The following is a 16,729-nucleotide window of genomic DNA, read 5'->3' as shown; positions in this document are numbered from 1 at the left end:
AGTGGACGGATCATGCGTCTTGTGAGATGTGTGCCCGGCGCACGCGCCTGACCAGGATGAATATGACGGCCAGCGACGCGAGCGCGCCGGCGGCGGCCCCGGCGGCGATGGCCGCGTAGACCGTGACGCGCCTCTCGTCCCGCTTGACCACCTCGACGGGGCCGGCCCGCCCACCCGCCAGCGGGCGGGCGGGATCCTGGGCCTCGGCGCCCTTCGCGGTCTCGGTGTGCCCGGCCAGCCGGGAGGCCTCGGACAGGGCTCTGGCGGCGTTGACGACGCCGAAGCCGGTGCCGGTGTCGTAGCCGCCCGGAGGCCGGTCGGTGGCGCTCTCGGTCAGGGCACGCGCCACCAGCGGCGGCGACATGTCCGGAAATTTTGCTTTAACTAGGGCAGCGACGCCCGACACGAGCGCGGTGGCCTGCGAGGTGCCCCTGCCGACCCAGTACTCGTCGCCGGGGCCCGCGCCCATGATGTCCACGCCCGGCGCGGCCACCAGCACCGAGGCGTTCCAGTTGGAGAACGTGGCCCGCCGCAGCCGCCGGTCGGTCGCGCCGACCGAGACGACGCCGGGGAAGGCGGCCGGGTAGGAGTAGGGGGCGAAGTCGCCGTCGACCTTCCTGTCGCCGTCGTTGCCCGCGGCGGCGACCAGCACGACGCCCTTGGAGATGGCGTAGCGGATGGCCGCCCGCTCCTCCCGGGTCGCCAGCTCTTTGGAGATCGACATGTTGATCACGTCTGCCCCCTCGTCCACCGCGTAGCGGATGCCCCGGGCCACCACGTTCTCGAAGCGCTCCGCCGAGTTGAACTCCCGGAAACCCGGCTCCTCGTCCTCAAGGATGACCCTTACCGACAGTACGTCCGCTTCGGGCGCGACGCCGATGATCCCCCGTTTTCCCTGGGGCCCATGACCGTGCCCGGCGATCAGCGACGCCATGTACGTGCCGTGCAGCCTGCTCGGAGCGGTCCCCGGCGGGTTGGCGCCCTCGGTGAAGTCCTTGCCCACGCGTACGGACCCGGCCAGGTCCCGGTGGCGCGGATCGACGCCGGAGTCGAGCACGGCCACCGTCACCCCGGCGCCCTTGCTGGTCCGCCACGCCTGCGCGAGCTCCAGCGTCCTGATCACCGCCTGCTGCCCGCCGCGCACGTCGTCGGCCCGCGCCGGAGGCGCGGTCAACAGCAGCGCCCCGGTCACCGCGACCGCCGCACCTCGCCTCAGCACGCGCCCGCCCCTGCCCCGGATCAGCACCGCCACTCCTCGGAGGCGCAGTCGGGCATGCTGGGCGTGCTCAGATCGGCCAGCACGTGCTCGGAGATCTCGGTCGCGAACGCGAAGATGGCCGGTCGCTGCTCGCTCGCCGCGACCGCGGGCCGGCCGTCCACCTGACCGGCCGTGGTCAGCACCAGGTACGGGCCCGCCTGCCGGACCGACCCCGCCTGCCGCACGGCGGGCGTGAACCGGTCGGACACCGTGCCGGGAAAGGCCAGCGGCCGCAGCCCCGGCGAGGGTTTGCCGCTGTCGTCGAAGGCGGACTTGGCGCGTACGGCGCCCAGCTCGTCGCGCAGCGCCACCACGCCGACCGTGACGAGCACGCCGCGCAGCGCGTCGATGTAGGTGGCCCGCAGCACGCCCTTGCAGCCCGCCTTGCGCAGGGCCTTGACCGCCTTGGCGTCGACCGAGTCGCCGCAGGTGGTGTGCGGGGAGATGCCGATCCTGCTGGCGCGCTCCCGCCCGCCCTGCTCGGCGGAGTAGGGCAGCGTGGCGGGGAAGATGCGGCCGGTGGGCCAGGTGCGCCAGCGCTCGGCGACCTCGAACCTGGCCGCCGCGTGCAGCTCGGCCGTGCTCGGCCCGCGGGTGAGCTCCGTGCCCGCCGCGCTGCCCGCCACCCCGGCGGCCACCGCGCAGATCAGCGTCAGCGCGGAGGCCACCACGAGGGTGGGCCAGGGACGGGCGGAGTTCACGCCATCGACCTTAATAGGGACGTCCGGGGAACATCCCCAGAAACCCCTAGTAGCTGGGCAGGCTGGGGTCCACGGTCTTGACCCAGCTCAGCACGCCGCCGCCCACGTGGACGGCGTCGGCGAAGCCGGCGCTCTTGACGACCGCGAGGGCCTCGGCGGAGCGCGCCCCCGACTTGCAGTGGAGCACGATCTTCTTGTCCTGCGGCAGCTTCTCCAGGGCAGAGCCGTTGAGGAACTCGCCCTTCGGGATCAGCGTGGCGCCGGGGATGGAGACGATCTCGAACTCGTTCGGCTCGCGGACGTCGACGACGTAGATGCTCTCGCCGCGGTCCATCATGCCCTTGAGCTCCATCGCGGTGATCGTGGAGCCGCTGGCGGCCTCGGCGGCCTCGTCGGAGATCGCGCCGCAGAACGCCTCGTAGTCCTCGAGCAGCTCGGTGACCGTCGGGTTCTTGCCGCACAGCACGCACTCGGGGTCCTTGCGGACCTTGACGTCGCGGTACTTCATCTCCAGGGCGTCATAGATCATCAACCGGCCGACCAGCGGGTCGCCGATGCCGGTCAGCAGCTTGATGGCCTCGTTGACCTGGATGGACCCGATCGACGCGCACAGCACGCCCAGCACGCCGCCCTCGGCGCACGACGGCACCATGCCGGGAGGCGGGGGCTCCGGGTAGAGGCAGCGGTAGCAGGGCCCGTGCTCGGCCCAGAACACGCTGGCCTGGCCGTCGAAGCGGTAGATCGAGCCCCAGACGTACGGCTTGCCGAGCAGCACCGCGGCGTCGTTCACCATGTAGCGGGTGGCGAAGTTGTCGGTGCCGTCGACGATGAGGTCGTAGCCGGAGAAGATCTCCATGACGTTCTCGGTGGTCAGGGCCGTGTTGTGGATCACGACCTCGACCAGCGGGTTGATCTCGCGGACCGACGCCGCGGCGCTTTCGGCCTTCAGCCTGCCCACGTCGGACTGGCCGTGGATGATCTGGCGCTGCAGGTTGGACTCATCGACCACGTCGAAGTCGATGATGCCGAGGGTGCCGACGCCCGCCGCCGCGAGGTACATCAGCGCGGGCGAGCCCAGTCCCCCGGCGCCCACACACAGCACCTTGGCGTTCTTCAGCCGCTTCTGCCCCGCCATGCCCACGTCGGGAATGATGAGGTGGCGTGAGTAGCGGCGCACTTCGTCGACGGTCAGCTCTTCGGCCGGCTCGACCAGCGGTGGCAACGACACTTTCTACGCTCCCGGAGCTCGCGTTTTCAGGGGGTCTTGTCCCCACTGTGAAACCTAGCTCGGCAGTGGGGCATTCCCCAATCGAGTCTCACCGATCAGACGGCGTGCTTCCGCCGCCACGACCCGCGGTATCTCCATCATCGCCACGTGTCCCGCCGTCGGCAGCAGAACGAGCCTGACCTGCGGGAACGTACGGTACGCCTTCCTGGCCATGGCCGGGCGCACCAGGCGGTCGTGGCGCCCGTGGACGATCAGGGTCCGCGCCCGGACCTTGGCCGCCTGGCGCCAGAGGCTGCGCTCACCGCGGCGGAAGTATTCGGTCACGATGCCCCGGGCCGAGCCGATCATGGCCTCGCCCGCGTAGGGGAGGTCGTCGCGCCTGCGCTGCTCGTCGATGGCGTCGCGCAGGCGCAGGGGGTGCACGGCGTCCATGTTGGCCCAGACCATGGCCATGGACGCGGTGATGCGCCGCTCGGCCGGGATCAGGCGCAGCCTGGACGCCACCCATTCGCCCAGCATGGGCACCGCGGCGCAGGCCACGCGGACGGGGCCGTACCTCGGGAGCAGGTCGGGCAGGGCCGGCGAGATGAGCGTGAGCGAGCGGACCAGGTCGGGGCGGGAGGCGGCGACCTTGACCGCGATCGCGCCGCCGAGCGAGTTGCCGAACAGGTGGGCCGGCCCCGTGTGCTCCAGGAGGCCGATCACGGCTCCGGCGTGGCCCTCGACCGTGTAGTCGCCGTCGGCGGGCGTGGGCGAGAACCCGGCGCCGGGCAGGTCGATGGCATGGCCGGTGACGGTGTCCTTGAGCTCGTCCATGAGGTCGGTCCAGTTGGTGGCGGCCCCCGCCAGCCCGTGCACGAACACCGCCTGCTCGGCTGGTCCCTCGGGGGTGGACCGGACGTGCACCGAGCCGATCATGCGTCCCGGCCAGTGTGGGATCGGCTCCGCGGCCATGCTTCTCCTCCTCGTTCCTCGAACGCTTCTTCTCGTTACCCAACGATAACCATCGCCTCTAGAGGCGGCCTGGATTCCGTACATCTGGGTATTTACGTGATTTTTCTGGACAGCAGAGCCGATGCCTCGCAAGCACCGACAGGGGGTACGTCATGCTCACCACCCGTATCGCCGCGGGCCTCGTGGCCGCGGCCCTCGCTGGCGGCGGGCTCGTCATCGCGGGCGACGCGCGCCCGGCGAGCGCCGTGACCGTGCTCGACCGGCCCGGCTGCAAGTACCGCATCGTACGCGTCAAGAACCGGCTCAACGTCCGGGCGACCCCGCGGGGGCGGATCGTGGACAAGCTCTATCCCGGGGACCGTACGTGGGGGAACTGCGAGAAGTTCGGGAGCTGGCGGCGGATCCACGGGACGGACATCGGCCGCCGCGGCTTCGCCTTCGGCCACCACCTGAAGAAGATCGGCAGGCGCTAGCCCCCGCCCCCGGATCGTGGGCGGCCGGCCCGCCCACGGTCTCCAGCACGAGCCGCGCGCCCAGCACGCCCCCGCGCATCCCCCGCCCGGCGTCCCCGGCGTCCCCGCCACGCCACCGCGGCCGACCCTGTCCAACCCAACTGCGCAACCCGGACATATCCACCTAGTTCTGCGCATAGATGTCTAATCGATCTCATGACACCCCAAGGGTGTGGCAAAAGTCCTCGTCCGCCGTTTGCAACGGCCTTCGCCGGAAAGCATGACGGTACCCAGCGTGACGTCGCGGGCACACACCGTCAACGACGGTCGGCCGGCGATCACGTCACCGCCGGGAACCACGCAACGCGATGAACATCATCAGAGGGCGCGCATTATCCGCCGGCCCTCCACACGATGATGGCCACCGCCGCGCCCAATAACGCATTCCATCGGCGAGCGCCCGGCACGCATCACCATTATGGACGAACACGACCGGCCTCATCGGTATTAGCGTCGCGGCCGGCGTGTCGGCATTCATTCGCCCACGGACTTTGACGCCCAGGGCGATATCGCGCTCATGCGGACGCCATTACTGGCGCGCCATTACGGCCGATGGCCGCCCGGTGAGCCGCTCATCGCCGCTCGCGCTCACCGCTCATTGCGTGCAATTCGGACATATCATCTCTTTTCATTGGATAAATGTTTAATGCAAGCAATAAGATTGTTAATGCAGAGCAAAATGGAGTCGTATCTGTTTGCCCGTCCATCGCCCCGGAAATGACTTGCCGTGGATGACTCTTCAGCAGCCGTCCAAGATCAGTTTCCTGACAATCCGGAAACGCCGAGAACGGGGCAATCGATCCTTTAGGGGGAAAACGCAATGCCCAAGCTCAAGAGTGTTATCGCAGGCCTCGCCATCAGCACGGGACTGACCGGCGGCATGGTCAGCATGGGCGCGGCAACCACCGCGGCCGATGCGGCCACCCAGATCAGCACCGGCGCGTCCGTCCTCGCGTCGGACGGCTGGGGCTGGGGACGTCACCACGGCCACCACGGCCGCCACCACCAGCGGTGCAACAGGGGCGGTCACCACGGCGGTGGCTGGGGCTGGGGCGGCTGGGGACACCGTCGTCACCACCGCGGCACAGTCTGCATCATCGTCCGCAACCACAACCACAACGACAACGGTCCCGTGCACGAGCACCGCCGCCACGACGACGACGGGAACCGCTGGTAAATGACCGTGCGTTGATGGCAGGGATGAGTGCCCGTCCTTTCGGCGGGTTCTCGGGAGCGGTCCGCTATTTCGCTCGCGGTTCGGCCTGAGGTTTTCATTTCTCCTCGTCTCCACGGCAACTTGGTGAGGGCTCTCCCGGCAACGGCCGGGGGGCCCTCGCCGCGTCGTTTCACCGGCCTTCTCCTTTTCTTCTTTTCCTCGGCCGTCCCGGCATGCGCGGGATCGTTTCCATGCGGAGTGCCATGCGGATGCCTAGTGTCGGGCAAAACTGGGCAATTCCGGTTTGTGGGGCTTTCGGCTGGAAATATGCAGGGTGCGGATGATTTGCTAGTCGTCATCCGGGTTGTTTCCCTGGCAGGTCTGGCCGGTTTCTTTTGTGCCGGGCTGGTCGGGGGAGCGGCTGGTACGGGGCAATCGAACCTTTAGGGGGAACACGCAATGCCCAAGCTCAAAAGTGTTATCGCAGGCCTCGCCGTGAGTACGGCGATGACCGGTGGCGTGGTGAGTGCGGGGGCGGCCACGACCGCGTCCAGCGCCGGCGCCAGTGCGGCGATCCAGGCCGGCAGTGGCACGTCCGTCCTGGCCGGGCACGGCTGCTGGCGTCCGCGCTGCGGCTGGGGCTGGGGGTGGAACCGCGGCAAGCGCTGGGGCCGCCACCACCACGGCCTGGGACGGGTCCGCATCGTCATCGTCAACCGGAACCACAACGACAATGGTGGGCACCGCCACCACCACGACAGGTGGTAGAACCCCCACCACAGCCTGAGCCCGCGGCACGACAGCCGCGCATCCGAAGGGACCGCCAAGGCTGAATAGTCCGCCGAGGCGACGAACTCAGGCCACACCATGAGTGCCCGTATTCACCGGGCTGGACGTCCGCCCCTCCACACGAAGCCCGGACGTCCACCCACCGAATACGGGCACTCAGCACGTCCCCCCACCCCGCTCCGTCACCCCCACCCCGACGTGACGAACGCCCCCTCCGACGCAAGGCAACTCCAGCACCCCACCCGAACCGCCGGACGCGGGCACACGCACCGGGCCGCCACCCGCCCGCCCGGCGGGAGTCCCTACCTCGGCCGCCCCCCGCATGACCTGGACACAAGACGATCCCGGCGACGTCCTGCCAACCCCCGGGCCCCGCACCGCGGGCAAGACGCCCGCAGCCTCCGTGGCTGACCACGTGTGCTCCACACACCACAGCCTTCGTCCAGGCAGACACAACCTGCCGGCGATGCGGCCGGGCCGGGCGCCTGACCGCGCTGCTGGGCTTCCCCACACGACAGGCGCACAGGAACGCCCCCAGCCACGTCAGGCGCAGTCCCTCAGACCGAGACGGTGCCGACCCGGCCGGGACGGGCGCGACCGCGGATCCGGCCTGGGTGCCGTGCTCCGCAGCACCCACGCACAGCGTCCACGGTCGGAGCCACCCGCAGCACAGCTCACCAAAACCTCAGCAGGACGGCCCGGCCTGCCGCGCTGAATACACTCCGATACCCACCAACAAAAACGCACCAAGCCCCAGAGAGGCGAAAAGTGCCCGTATTCGGTGGGGACGTCCGTACGTAATGCGGAGGGCGGACGTCGTCCCGGTGAATACGGGCACTAATTGGTGCGACCTCAGCCGATCGCCCTATTCCACGGGCTCAGGCTGTGGTGGGGGTTCTACCACCTGTCGTGGTGGTGGCGGTGCCCACCGTTGTCGTTGTGGTTCCGGTTGACGATGACGATGCGGACCCGTCCCAGGCCGTGGTGGTGGCGGCCCCAGCGCTTGCCGCGGTTCCACCCCCAGCCCCAGCCGCAGCGCGGACGCCAGCAGCCGTGCCCGGCCAGGACGGACGTGCCACTGCCGGCCTGGATCGCCGCACTGGCGCCGGCGCTGGACGCGGTCGTGGCCGCCCCCGCACTCACCACGCCACCGGTCATCGCCGTACTCACGGCGAGGCCTGCGATAACACTTTTGAGCTTGGGCATTGCGTGTTCCCCCTAAAGGTTCGATTGCCCCGTACCAGCCGCTCCCCCGACCAGCCCGGCACAAAAGAAACCGGCCAGACCTGCCAGGGAAACAACCCGGATGACGACTAGCAAATCATCCGCACCCTGCATATTTCCAGCCGAAAGCCCCACAAACCGGAATTGCCCAGTTTTGGCACGTCAAGTCCACAAGGAAAGAAGCAATACGGTGGGGAAACGACGCGGCGAGGGCCCCCCGGCCGTTGCCGGGAGAGCCCTCACCAAGTTGCCGTGGAGACAAGGAGAAATGAAAACCTCAGGCCGAACCGCGAGCGAAATTGCGGACCGTTCCCGATATCCCGCTGAAAAGGCGGAAGCTCATCCCTGCGCCATCAACTCACGGTCGTTTCACCTGGGCGTTTCGGTACGGTTCCTGTCGTCCCGGTGGTCCCTGTGGTGCTCGTGGTGATTACGGTTGTAGTTGCGGTTGAAGACCTTGACCTTCAGGCGGAGCTTGTGGTGGTGGTGACGACGGTGTCCCCAACCCCAGCCGCACCGGCGCCAGCCCCAGCCGCAGCTGTTGAGGACGGAGGTACCGGTGCTGATCTGGGTGGCGGCACCAGCGCTGGCCGTGGTCGTCGCGGCGCCCACACTGACCACGCCACCGGTCATCGCCGTGCTGATGGCGAGGCCTGCGATAACACTTTTGAGCTTGGGCATTGCGTTTTCCCCCTAAAGGATCGATTGCCCCGTTCTCGACGTTTCCGGATAAACCAGAAACAGGTCTTGGACGGCTACTGAAGAGTCATCCACGATATGTGTCATTACCGGTAGAAGCACGGGCAAACAGATACGACTCCATTTTGCTCTGCATTAACAATCTTATTGCTCGCATTAAACATTTATCCAATGAAATAGCACGAAATATCCCGATATGTCCTAATTGATGATCGCTTGGCCGCCGGCCGTACGAACGCGTGGACCGGCGAACTCGCCCGCCGTCCCGGCTCCGAGCCCGCCGCCACGGGCGCCCAGGGACGACCTGGCGTCCTCCAGGCAACGAGCCCACCGGGAGGCGGTGGCACGGCACGTCCCCCTGCCGGACGACACCGCACGCGAGTTCAAGCGCAACCTCCCCCCGTCACCGCCCGCACAGGGAGAAGGTCGTCAACTGGCCGGACCCGGTCGTCCGATCACGCCGGGGCCCGTACCTGCGGGCCTGACCCCGCACACACACCACCGGCCACGCGCCGCGCGCACGCCGGCCGCCGCTCAGCTCGAAATGCCACAGCACCGGCTCGCATGGCTCTGGAGGCACACAGACGGACCCACGCCAGTGCGCGGGTCCTGGCTCGAAGGCGCACGGGACGTACGCGCCACAGCCGCCGTGGGAGACCTCACCGTCCGAGGGACGGCAGTGGGGAAGGTGCTACGCGGACTTGCGGGTCTTCCGCTTCGCCGGGGCCTTCTCCTCGTCCTTGTCCTTGCCGGCGGCCGCCGTCTTCCCGGCCGCCTTCTTCGGCTTGGCCGGCTCACCCTCGCGCTCCCGCTTCGCCGCCTCCACGCTCGCCCTCAGCGCCGCCATGAGGTCCACCGCGGGCCCGGCCTCCTCCTCCTCGCGGGCGGGGATGACCTCCTTGCCGGCCACCTTCGCCTCGATGACCTGCTGCAGGGCCTCGCGGTAGGTGTCGTGGTACTCGCTCGGGTCGAAGTCCGACTCCATGGTGGTGATGAGGGACTCGGCCATCTTGAGCTCCTGGGCGCGTACTTCGATGTCCTCCTCCAGGAAGCCGAAGTCCGGCGTGCGGATCTCGTCCGGCCAGAGCATCGTCTCCAGGACGAACACGCCGTCCCTGACCCGCAGCGTGGCCAGCGACTCCCGCTGGCGCAGTGCCACCTTGACCACCGCCACCTGGCCCGAGCTCTCCAGGGCGTTGCGCAGCAGCACGTACGGCTTCGCCCCCTGCGCGTCGGGCTCCAGGTAGTACGACTTGGCGAAGTAGATGGGGTCGATCTGCTCAGCGGGCGTGAACTGGAGGACGTCGATCCGGCGGGACGTGGTCAGCGGCAGGCCCTCGAAGTCCTCGTCGGTGAGCACGACGATCTCGCCGCTCGCCAGCTCGTACCCCTTGGCGATGTCGGAGTAGGGGACCTCTTCGCCGTCCTGCGTGCACACGCGCTTGTAGCGGATCCGGCCGCCGTCCTCGCGGTGCACCTGGTGGAACGTCACGTCCTTCTGTTCGGTCGCCGAATAGAGCTTTACCGGGATCGTGACCAGCCCAAAGGAGATCGCACCCTTCCAGATGCTGCGCATGGGCACTCCTCAGCTCTCAACGGCCTCACCGATGGGCACATACCCGTCATGGGGCAACCAATGCCATACCCAATCGAACCAATGCTTGCTGTACCTGGGGAACTACCCTCCGATCCCGACCGGTACGGCTTGGAGGTCAAGTGGGACGGCATCCGCGCGCTCATCCATGTTGACGGTGGGATGAGAGTGACGGGCAGACATGGGGTGGAGTACACCCGGCGATATCCAGAAATTTCGGCGTTCGGGGTCAAGAACGCGATCATCGACGGCGAGGTCGTGGCCCTCGACCCCCGCGGCCGCCCCAGCTTCGAACGGCTCCAACATCGCATGCACCTCACCGACCCCGAGCCGGTCATGCTGGAGCTCTACCCCATCACGTACATGCCGTTCGACCTGCTCTACCTCGACGGCACCCCGCTGTTCGACCTGTCCTACCGCGACCGCCGCGCGCTGCTCGACGAGCTGGACATCGGCGCGCCCCCGTACTTCCCCGGCGACTCCGGCCTGCTCGCCGCCACGTACGAGCAGGGCCTCGAAGGCGTGGTCGCCAAGCGCCTCGACTCCCCCTACCGGGCGGGCACGCGCTCCCCCTGGTGGATCAAGGTCAAGAACCTGACCGCCCGCGAGGTGGTGATCGGCGGCTGGAAACCCGGCAAGGGGCGCCGGTCGGGCGGGGTCGGGTCGCTGGTCATGGGGGTGTTCACGGACGCGGGTCTGACGTACGTGGGCCATGTCGGCACCGGGTTCACCGACGCCGTGCTGGACGAGCTGTACCGGAAGCTGCTGCCCCTGGAGATCTCGCACAGCCCGTTCTCCAATCAGGTTCCGTGGCGTAATCGATGGGTTAGGCCTGATCTGGTCGGGGAGGTGGCCTACACGATGTGGACCGACGAGCAGCGGCTGCGGCACCCCGTGTGGCGCGGGCTGCGCCCCGACAAGCTCCCCGCGGAGGCGAGGCTATGAAGGTGCCGGTCAAGGTGGGCGGGCGCGAGCTGACGCTGAGCAACCTGGACAAGATCCTCTACCCCGGCTACGGCTTCACCAAGGCCGAGGTCATCGACTACTACAGCCGCATCGCGCCCGTACTGCTGCCGCACCTCCAGGGCAGGCCCCTGACCGTCAAGCGTTACCCGAACGGCGTCACCGGCCAGTTCTTCTTCGAGAAGAACGCCCCCGAGCACACCCCCGGCTGGGTCAGGCGGGTGAACCTACCCGCCCCCGGCAGCACCAAGAACCGCGAGACCATCGACTTCGCCGTCGTGGACGACCTGCCCACGCTCGTCTACTACGCCAACCTCGCCGCCCTGGAGCTGCACGTGCCCCAGTGGCGCGTGGACGCGGACGGCACGGCGCTGCCGCCCGACACGCTGGTGTTCGACCTCGACCCCGGGGCGCCCGCGACGATCGTCGAGTGCACGCGGGTGGCTCTCATGCTGCGCGAGGTGCTGAAGGCCGAGGGGCTCACCGCCGTGCCGAAGACCAGCGGCAACAAGGGCATGCAGCTGTACGCGGACTGGGACTGCCGCGAGGAGCCCTCCGCGTTCGCCAAGAGGCTGGCCCAGTTCCTGGAGAAGGAGCATCCCGGCGAGGTCGTCAGCGTCATGACGAAGAAGGCGCGGCCCGGCAAGGTGTTCATCGACTGGAGCCAGAACAACCCGGCCAAGACCACCGTCGCCCCCTACTCGCTGCGGGCCAGGGAGCAGCCGACCGTCTCGACACCACTGACCTGGAAGGAGGTCGAGGGTTGCGAGCGGCCTGAGGACCTGGTCTTCACCGCGCCCGAAGTACTCGCCAGAGTGGAGAAGCGCGGCGACCTTTTCGGCCGGGCGTAGGCTGGACCCGTCCACACCGAGAGGGGGACCGAGATGTCGGAGATGGACATACGCGGGGACGAGAGCCCTTACCTCGAAGAGGAAGAGGGGGAGCTGTCGATCGAGACGCCCGAGGCCGACGCGGCCGAGCAGCACCGCGACATGCTCCAGAGCGTGGGCCGGCTGCGCCGCGAGCTGCCGCTGGACGTCGATCCCGCCGACGGGGCCGATCAGGACCGCGTGGTGGACCTCGACGATGACGACTACCGCTGAGCCCGGCCCGGCCGCGCCGACCTGAGGGCGTGACCCGAGCGAGGGGCCGAGCAAGTGGCCTGCGCGAGGGGCTCCCCCCGCTGACGGCCGTCGCCGAGCGGTGGCCTACCCGCACGTAGGATGTCCGCACAGCCCGCAGAGAGACCAAAATGGAGACCCGCGTGACCGCAACCCCGGATGCCAAGCCCCGGGGCACCCGGCTGCCCCGCCTGGCCCGCCGCCGGCAGCTTCTGAGCGCCGCGCAGGAAGTGTTCGTGGAGAACGGCTATCACGCGGCCGCCATGGACGAGATCGCCGAGCGGGCCGGGGTCAGCAAGCCGGTCCTCTACCAGCACTTCCCCGGCAAGCTGGAGCTCTATCTGGCGCTGCTCGACCTGCACGTCGACGACATGGTCAACCGCTGCCGGGAGGCGCTGGCCTCCACGCACGAGAACAAACTGCGCGTGCAGGCCACGTTCAGCGCGTTCTTCGACTTCGTCTCCACGCAGGGCGAGGCGTTCCGCCTGGTCTTCGAGTCCGACCTGCGTAACGTCGCACCGGTGCGGCAGCGGGTCGAGCGCTCGCTGCAGGAGTGCGCGGAGATGGTCAGCGAGCTCATCCAGGAGGACACCGGCTGCACCAGCGACGAGGCACACCTGCTGGGAGTCGGCCTGGTCGGCATGGCGGAGGTGAGCGCCCGCTACTGGGTGACCACCCACGGCTCCATCCCCAAGGACGCGGCCGAGCAGTTGATGGCGCGGCTGGCCTGGCGCGGCATCAGCGGATTTCCGCGTACGGCATAACCCGTTCGCTGGGCGCGATCATTCGCGTTTTCACGGGTACGAGCGACGACGATGGGATGGAGCCACCCCGTCGACAAGGGAGCCACCATGGAAGTCAAGATCGGCGTACGCTCCGTACACCGCGAGCTCGTTGTTGAGACCGACCTGAGCGCTGAGCAGGTCGAAGAGGAGATCAGAAACGCGTTGTCCGTCGATCGCGGCGGCGTGTTCGCGATCACGGACGCGAAGGGCAGGCGGGTCGTGGTGCCGGTGGCCGCGCTCGGGTTCATCGAGATCGGTGAGGACGAGTCCAGGCCGGTCGGATTCGGCGGCACGCTCTAAGGCTCACAAGCGGGGGGTACGGCTCAGTCGCCGTACCCTTCACGAGCGCTCCCCAGCACCCTTCACGAGCGCCAGCCTCCGGCGAGACGGGCTCAGCCCCGGGTCCGTGGCCCGCCGAGCTGACAGCCCCGAGGCTTTCGGCGCCGGGAGACGTGATGACGCCTCAGCTCGGTGGCCGGACAACCCGCGCTCTCCCTCCGCAACACGGCGCGCGAGGTCCAGCGATTCGGCCCACATCTCGTCAAGGAACTGCCGTAGCGGCGCGAGGCCCTCATGCCTCGCACGGTACAACCGTTTCGTGCCCTCGCGCCGCTCGATGACCAGACCCGCTTCTTCGAGCACCCACAGATGCCCGAAATGACGGACAACGGCCGGGGCTTCAGAGGCCCATCGCGGCCATGCGCTTGTTGTGGGCCTCGGTCAGCTTCGCGAAGAGCCGGGATATATCGGTCTGGCCCTCCCCCAGCGACTCCATGAGCAGCAGCGCCAGCTCGGGCCGCGCCGAGGCCACCTGCTGCCCCTGGCTGAGCGCCTCCCCCACCAGCCGCCGCGCCCAGAGCGCCAGCCGCCCGGCGGACGTCGGCTCCGCCTCGATCCCCGCCCTCACCCGGTCGACCGTGAACTGCGAGCGCTCCCCGTCCACCAGCACCTCGTCCACCAGCCGGGCGATCGAGGGATCGAGGTGCCTGGCCGCCTCCCGGTAGAAATCGAGCGCGATGCCGTCGCCCACATATGTCTTGACCAGCGCCTGCAGCCAGTCGGCCGGCCTCGTCTGCGCGTGCCAGGCGTCCAGGGCGCCCACGAACGGCGACATCGCCGCGTCCGGATCGGCCCCCAGCTCGGTCAGCCGGTCGCGCAGGAGACGGAAGTGGGCGTACTCGGTCACGGCCAGCTCGCTCAGCGCCGCCCGGTCGGCCAGCGAGGGCGCCAGAGTGGCGGCGTCCTCGGTCATGCGCGCGTAGGCGCTAAGCTCGGCATAGGCCAGCACACCCAGCAGGTCGACGACTCCAGGAGACTCCTTCATGGAAGGCAGCGTACTTCGGAGAATCTTCGGGAACATAAGCAAGCTCGGTCAGCGTTGTGGTATCGAGTACACTGCTCTGTGAAAGTGCGACCGCACTGTGTTAATTCGGGGGATTCCCCCGATTACCCCCCGATTCCCCGGGTGCGCGGTCGCTGATGACGCGAGAGGGCTGGCTCTACCGCGAGGACCCACGACACGGGGCCGTTTTCGGCCCGTCGGTCCCGGCAGGCCCGCCTTCATTTGAGACTGAGGCAGGCCACGCTGACGACTTTCCGAGACCTCGGAGTCACACCAGAGATCGCCGATGCCCTCGAGACCGAGGGTATCGTCACACCGTTCCCCATCCAGGAGATGGCGCTCCCGCTCGCCCTGACCGGCCAGGACCTGATCGGCCAGGCACGCACGGGCACGGGAAAAACCTACGCGTTCGGCATCGCGATGCTCCAGAGCATCGGCAAGCCGCGCAAGAATCGCAAGAAGCCCCGCGGGCTGGTCGTCGTACCGACCCGTGAGCTGGCCACGCAGGTCAGCGAGGACCTCGTGACCGCGGCCGGCAAGCTCGGTTCCCGGGTCCTGACCGTCTACGGCGGTCGCGCGTACGAGCCGCAGATCGAGGCGCTCAAGGCCGGGGTCGACGTCATCGTCGGCACCCCCGGCCGCCTGCTCGACCTGGTCAAGCAGAAGCACCTCGACCTGAGCCAGGTCACCTCCCTCGTCCTCGACGAGGCCGACCGCATGCTCGACCTGGGCTTCCTGCCTGACATCGAGCGGATCTTCAAGCTGATCCCCGCGGAGCGGCAGACGATGCTGTTCTCGGCGACCATGCCGGGCGAGATCGTCGCGCTGTCGCGCAAATACCTCAACCGCCCGACGCACGTACGCGCCGAGCACGAGACCGGCGAGAACGAGACCACGCCGCAGGTGCGCCAGATCGTGTGGCGCACGCACCGCATGGACAAGATCGAGATCCTCGGCCGGCTGCTGCAGGCCGACGGCCGCGGTCTCACCATGGTCTTCTGCGAGACCAAGCGGGCCTGCGACATGGTCGCCGAGCAGCTCGACACGCGTGGTTTCGCGGTCGCGGCCGTCCACGGCGACCTCGGCCAGGGCCAGCGCGAGCAGGCGCTGCGCGCGTTCCGCAACGGCAAGATCGATGTGCTGGTGGCCACCGACGTGGCGGCCCGCGGCATCGACATCGACGACGTCACCCACGTGGTCAACTACGACTGCCCCACCGACGACAAGACCTACGTGCACCGCATCGGCCGCACCGGCCGGGCCGGGCGCACGGGCATCGCGGTCACGTTCGTGGAGTGGGAGGAGCTGACCCGCTGGAAGATGATCAACCAGATGCTCGGGATGGACTTCGCCGAGCCCATGGAGTCCTACTCCACCTCGCCGCACGTCTACTCCGAGCTCGCGATCCCCGAGGGCACCAAGGGAGTCCTGCCGCACGCCAGTCGTTCGCGTGCGGGGCTGTCCGCGGAGCGCATCGAGGATCTCGGGGAGACCGGCCGGACCCGCACACGTGGCGGGCGACGCCGTGACGAGCGTGACGAGCGCGAGGAGCGCCCTGCCCGTACGTCTCGCCAGCGCCGCCGCACCCGCGGCGGGAGAGAGCTGACCGAGACCGCACCCGTCGAGAGGCCGGAGGTCGAACTCGTGGATGCCAAGACGGAGGAGACTCCAGCCATCTTCACAACGGACGAGATCCAGGCGGCCACCGAGCCCAAGCGTGCCCGTGCGCGCAGGGGCGCGGCCTCCACGGCCATCGAGCAGGCTCTCGCCGACGCCCCCGAGGCGCCGGTGAAGCGGGTCCGCTCGCGCCGGGCCGCCGTCGAGGCGCCCGACGAGGTGGCGCCGGCCAACGGCACGCGCTCGCGCGGTCCCGCCGCCGAGGCCCCCGCCCAGGAGGCCGAGGAGGCGGCGCCGGTCAGGCGCGCCCGCACCCGCCGCACCGCCGCCGTACCGGAGCCCGTCGAGTCGATCGAGTCGGTCGAGCCGATCCAGCCGGCCGCGACGGTCGAGAAGGTCACGGAGCCGCCGGCGGCGCCGGTGGCCGAGCGCCGGACCGCACCGGCGGCCGAGCGGCAGACCGCACCGGTCGCCGAGAGCCGGCCCGAGCCGGTCGCACGGCCGGAGCCGGAGCTCGAGCCGAGCTTCCTGTCGACGCCGCCTCCGCCGGTCCGCCGGGAGCCGGAGCGGATCATCCCGCCCAGCCCGTTCGCGGTGATCTTCCAGTCACCCGACCTGGCCACGGACGACGACGACATCGCGCCGTCGGCCGCGACCGAGCGGAAGCAGCAGCGCCGCCAGCCCCGTGGTGGTGGCGGCCCCAACCGCCGCCGGACGAGCTGACCACCGCTCAGGCACGTCACGAGAGGCGCGCACCCAGCCGGGGTGCGCGCCTCCCGCGCTTTC

The 16,729-nt window shown here is 69.0% G+C and carries 17 protein-coding genes; 9 read left to right on the top strand and 8 right to left on the bottom strand.

Annotation, left to right across the window (positions count from 1 at the left end; translation table 11 throughout):
* Nucleotides 1-10: 10 nt before the first annotated feature.
* Genes mycP through ACBJ59_RS29480 form a run of 4 tightly spaced genes read right to left on the bottom strand, consistent with a single transcriptional unit; the run spans nucleotide 11 to nucleotide 4,141 of the window.
* Nucleotides 11-1,246: a type VII secretion-associated serine protease mycosin gene (mycP, locus tag ACBJ59_RS29495; protein WP_375113457.1), complete on the bottom strand. Its 1,236-nt coding sequence runs from the start codon at nucleotides 1,244-1,246 to the stop codon at nucleotides 11-13.
* Nucleotides 1,240-1,959 carry a hypothetical protein gene (locus ACBJ59_RS29490; protein ID WP_375113456.1) on the bottom strand — a complete coding sequence of 240 codons (720 nt, stop codon included), beginning with the start codon at nucleotides 1,957-1,959 and terminating at the stop codon, nucleotides 1,240-1,242. The genes mycP and ACBJ59_RS29490 overlap by 7 nt, the downstream gene beginning before the upstream one ends.
* Before the next feature lie 46 nt (nucleotides 1,960-2,005).
* Entirely contained in the window at nucleotides 2,006-3,187 is a 1,182-nt protein-coding gene (gene moeZ, locus ACBJ59_RS29485) for an adenylyltransferase/sulfurtransferase MoeZ (RefSeq protein WP_364136465.1), read from the bottom strand.
* A gap of 54 nt (nucleotides 3,188-3,241) precedes the next feature.
* Nucleotides 3,242-4,141, bottom strand: coding sequence for an alpha/beta fold hydrolase (locus ACBJ59_RS29480; protein ID WP_375113455.1), 900 nt, complete (start codon nucleotides 4,139-4,141; stop codon nucleotides 3,242-3,244).
* 152 nt (nucleotides 4,142-4,293) lie between these two features.
* Here ACBJ59_RS29480 and ACBJ59_RS29475 point away from each other — a divergent pair, with 152 nt between their 5' ends.
* The 3 genes from ACBJ59_RS29475 (at nucleotide 4,294) to ACBJ59_RS29465 (ending at nucleotide 6,577) form a co-directional block, all read left to right on the top strand.
* Nucleotides 4,294-4,614, top strand: coding sequence for a hypothetical protein (locus ACBJ59_RS29475; RefSeq protein ID WP_375113454.1), 321 nt, complete (start codon nucleotides 4,294-4,296; stop codon nucleotides 4,612-4,614).
* Between the two features lie 859 nt (nucleotides 4,615-5,473).
* A complete protein-coding gene (locus tag ACBJ59_RS29470; protein ID WP_375113453.1) occupies nucleotides 5,474-5,830 on the top strand; it encodes a hypothetical protein in 357 nt (118 codons plus the stop codon).
* A 474-nt stretch (nucleotides 5,831-6,304) separates the two neighbouring features.
* Nucleotides 6,305-6,577 carry a hypothetical protein gene (locus tag ACBJ59_RS29465; RefSeq protein WP_375113452.1) on the top strand — a complete coding sequence of 91 codons (273 nt, stop codon included), beginning with the start codon at nucleotides 6,305-6,307 and terminating at the stop codon, nucleotides 6,575-6,577.
* A gap of 918 nt (nucleotides 6,578-7,495) precedes the next feature.
* Here ACBJ59_RS29465 and ACBJ59_RS29460 read toward each other — a convergent pair.
* From ACBJ59_RS29460 to ACBJ59_RS29450, 3 genes are all read right to left on the bottom strand, one after another.
* Nucleotides 7,496-7,768: a hypothetical protein gene (locus tag ACBJ59_RS29460; protein ID WP_375113452.1), complete on the bottom strand. Its 273-nt coding sequence runs from the start codon at nucleotides 7,766-7,768 to the stop codon at nucleotides 7,496-7,498.
* A gap of 423 nt (nucleotides 7,769-8,191) precedes the next feature.
* On the bottom strand, nucleotides 8,192-8,503 hold the full coding sequence (locus tag ACBJ59_RS29455; protein WP_375113451.1) for a hypothetical protein: 312 nt from the start codon (nucleotides 8,501-8,503) through the stop codon (nucleotides 8,192-8,194).
* A 709-nt stretch (nucleotides 8,504-9,212) separates the two neighbouring features.
* Nucleotides 9,213-10,097 carry a Ku protein gene (locus tag ACBJ59_RS29450; protein WP_375113450.1) on the bottom strand — a complete coding sequence of 295 codons (885 nt, stop codon included), beginning with the start codon at nucleotides 10,095-10,097 and terminating at the stop codon, nucleotides 9,213-9,215.
* Nucleotides 10,098-10,145: 48 nt separating this feature from the next.
* Here ACBJ59_RS29450 and ligD (ACBJ59_RS29445) point away from each other — a divergent pair, with 48 nt between their 5' ends.
* From ligD (ACBJ59_RS29445) to ACBJ59_RS29425, 5 genes are all read left to right on the top strand, one after another.
* Nucleotides 10,146-11,060, top strand: coding sequence for a non-homologous end-joining DNA ligase (gene ligD / locus ACBJ59_RS29445; RefSeq protein WP_375113449.1), 915 nt, complete (start codon nucleotides 10,146-10,148; stop codon nucleotides 11,058-11,060).
* On the top strand, nucleotides 11,057-11,929 hold the full coding sequence (ligD, locus tag ACBJ59_RS29440) for a non-homologous end-joining DNA ligase (RefSeq protein ID WP_375113448.1): 873 nt from the start codon (nucleotides 11,057-11,059) through the stop codon (nucleotides 11,927-11,929). The genes ligD (ACBJ59_RS29445) and ligD (ACBJ59_RS29440) overlap by 4 nt, the downstream gene beginning before the upstream one ends.
* Before the next feature lie 42 nt (nucleotides 11,930-11,971).
* Nucleotides 11,972-12,181, top strand: a complete 210-nt coding sequence (locus ACBJ59_RS29435) for a hypothetical protein (RefSeq protein ID WP_375113447.1) — start codon at nucleotides 11,972-11,974, stop codon at nucleotides 12,179-12,181.
* Between the two features lie 161 nt (nucleotides 12,182-12,342).
* Nucleotides 12,343-12,963: a TetR/AcrR family transcriptional regulator gene (locus ACBJ59_RS29430; protein WP_364138324.1), complete on the top strand. Its 621-nt coding sequence runs from the start codon at nucleotides 12,343-12,345 to the stop codon at nucleotides 12,961-12,963.
* A gap of 87 nt (nucleotides 12,964-13,050) precedes the next feature.
* Nucleotides 13,051-13,284, top strand: a complete 234-nt coding sequence (locus ACBJ59_RS29425; protein ID WP_375113446.1) for a DUF3107 domain-containing protein — start codon at nucleotides 13,051-13,053, stop codon at nucleotides 13,282-13,284.
* A 379-nt stretch (nucleotides 13,285-13,663) separates the two neighbouring features.
* Here the strand turns inward: ACBJ59_RS29425 and ACBJ59_RS29420 are convergent, their stop codons facing one another.
* Entirely contained in the window at nucleotides 13,664-14,308 is a 645-nt protein-coding gene (locus ACBJ59_RS29420) for a ferritin-like fold-containing protein (protein WP_364138330.1), read from the bottom strand.
* A gap of 351 nt (nucleotides 14,309-14,659) precedes the next feature.
* On the opposite strand from ACBJ59_RS29420, the gene ACBJ59_RS29415 reads away from it, so the two are divergent.
* A complete protein-coding gene (locus tag ACBJ59_RS29415; RefSeq protein ID WP_375113445.1) occupies nucleotides 14,660-16,666 on the top strand; it encodes a DEAD/DEAH box helicase in 2,007 nt (668 codons plus the stop codon).
* The last annotated feature ends 63 nt before the right edge of the window (nucleotides 16,667-16,729 follow it).

Source organism: Nonomuraea sp. MTCD27 (assembly GCF_041950495.1).
Classification (GTDB): domain Bacteria; phylum Actinomycetota; class Actinomycetes; order Streptosporangiales; family Streptosporangiaceae; genus Nonomuraea.
Note: the sequence above shows the minus strand (reverse complement) of the source record. Positions and strands in the feature narration are given on the sequence as shown.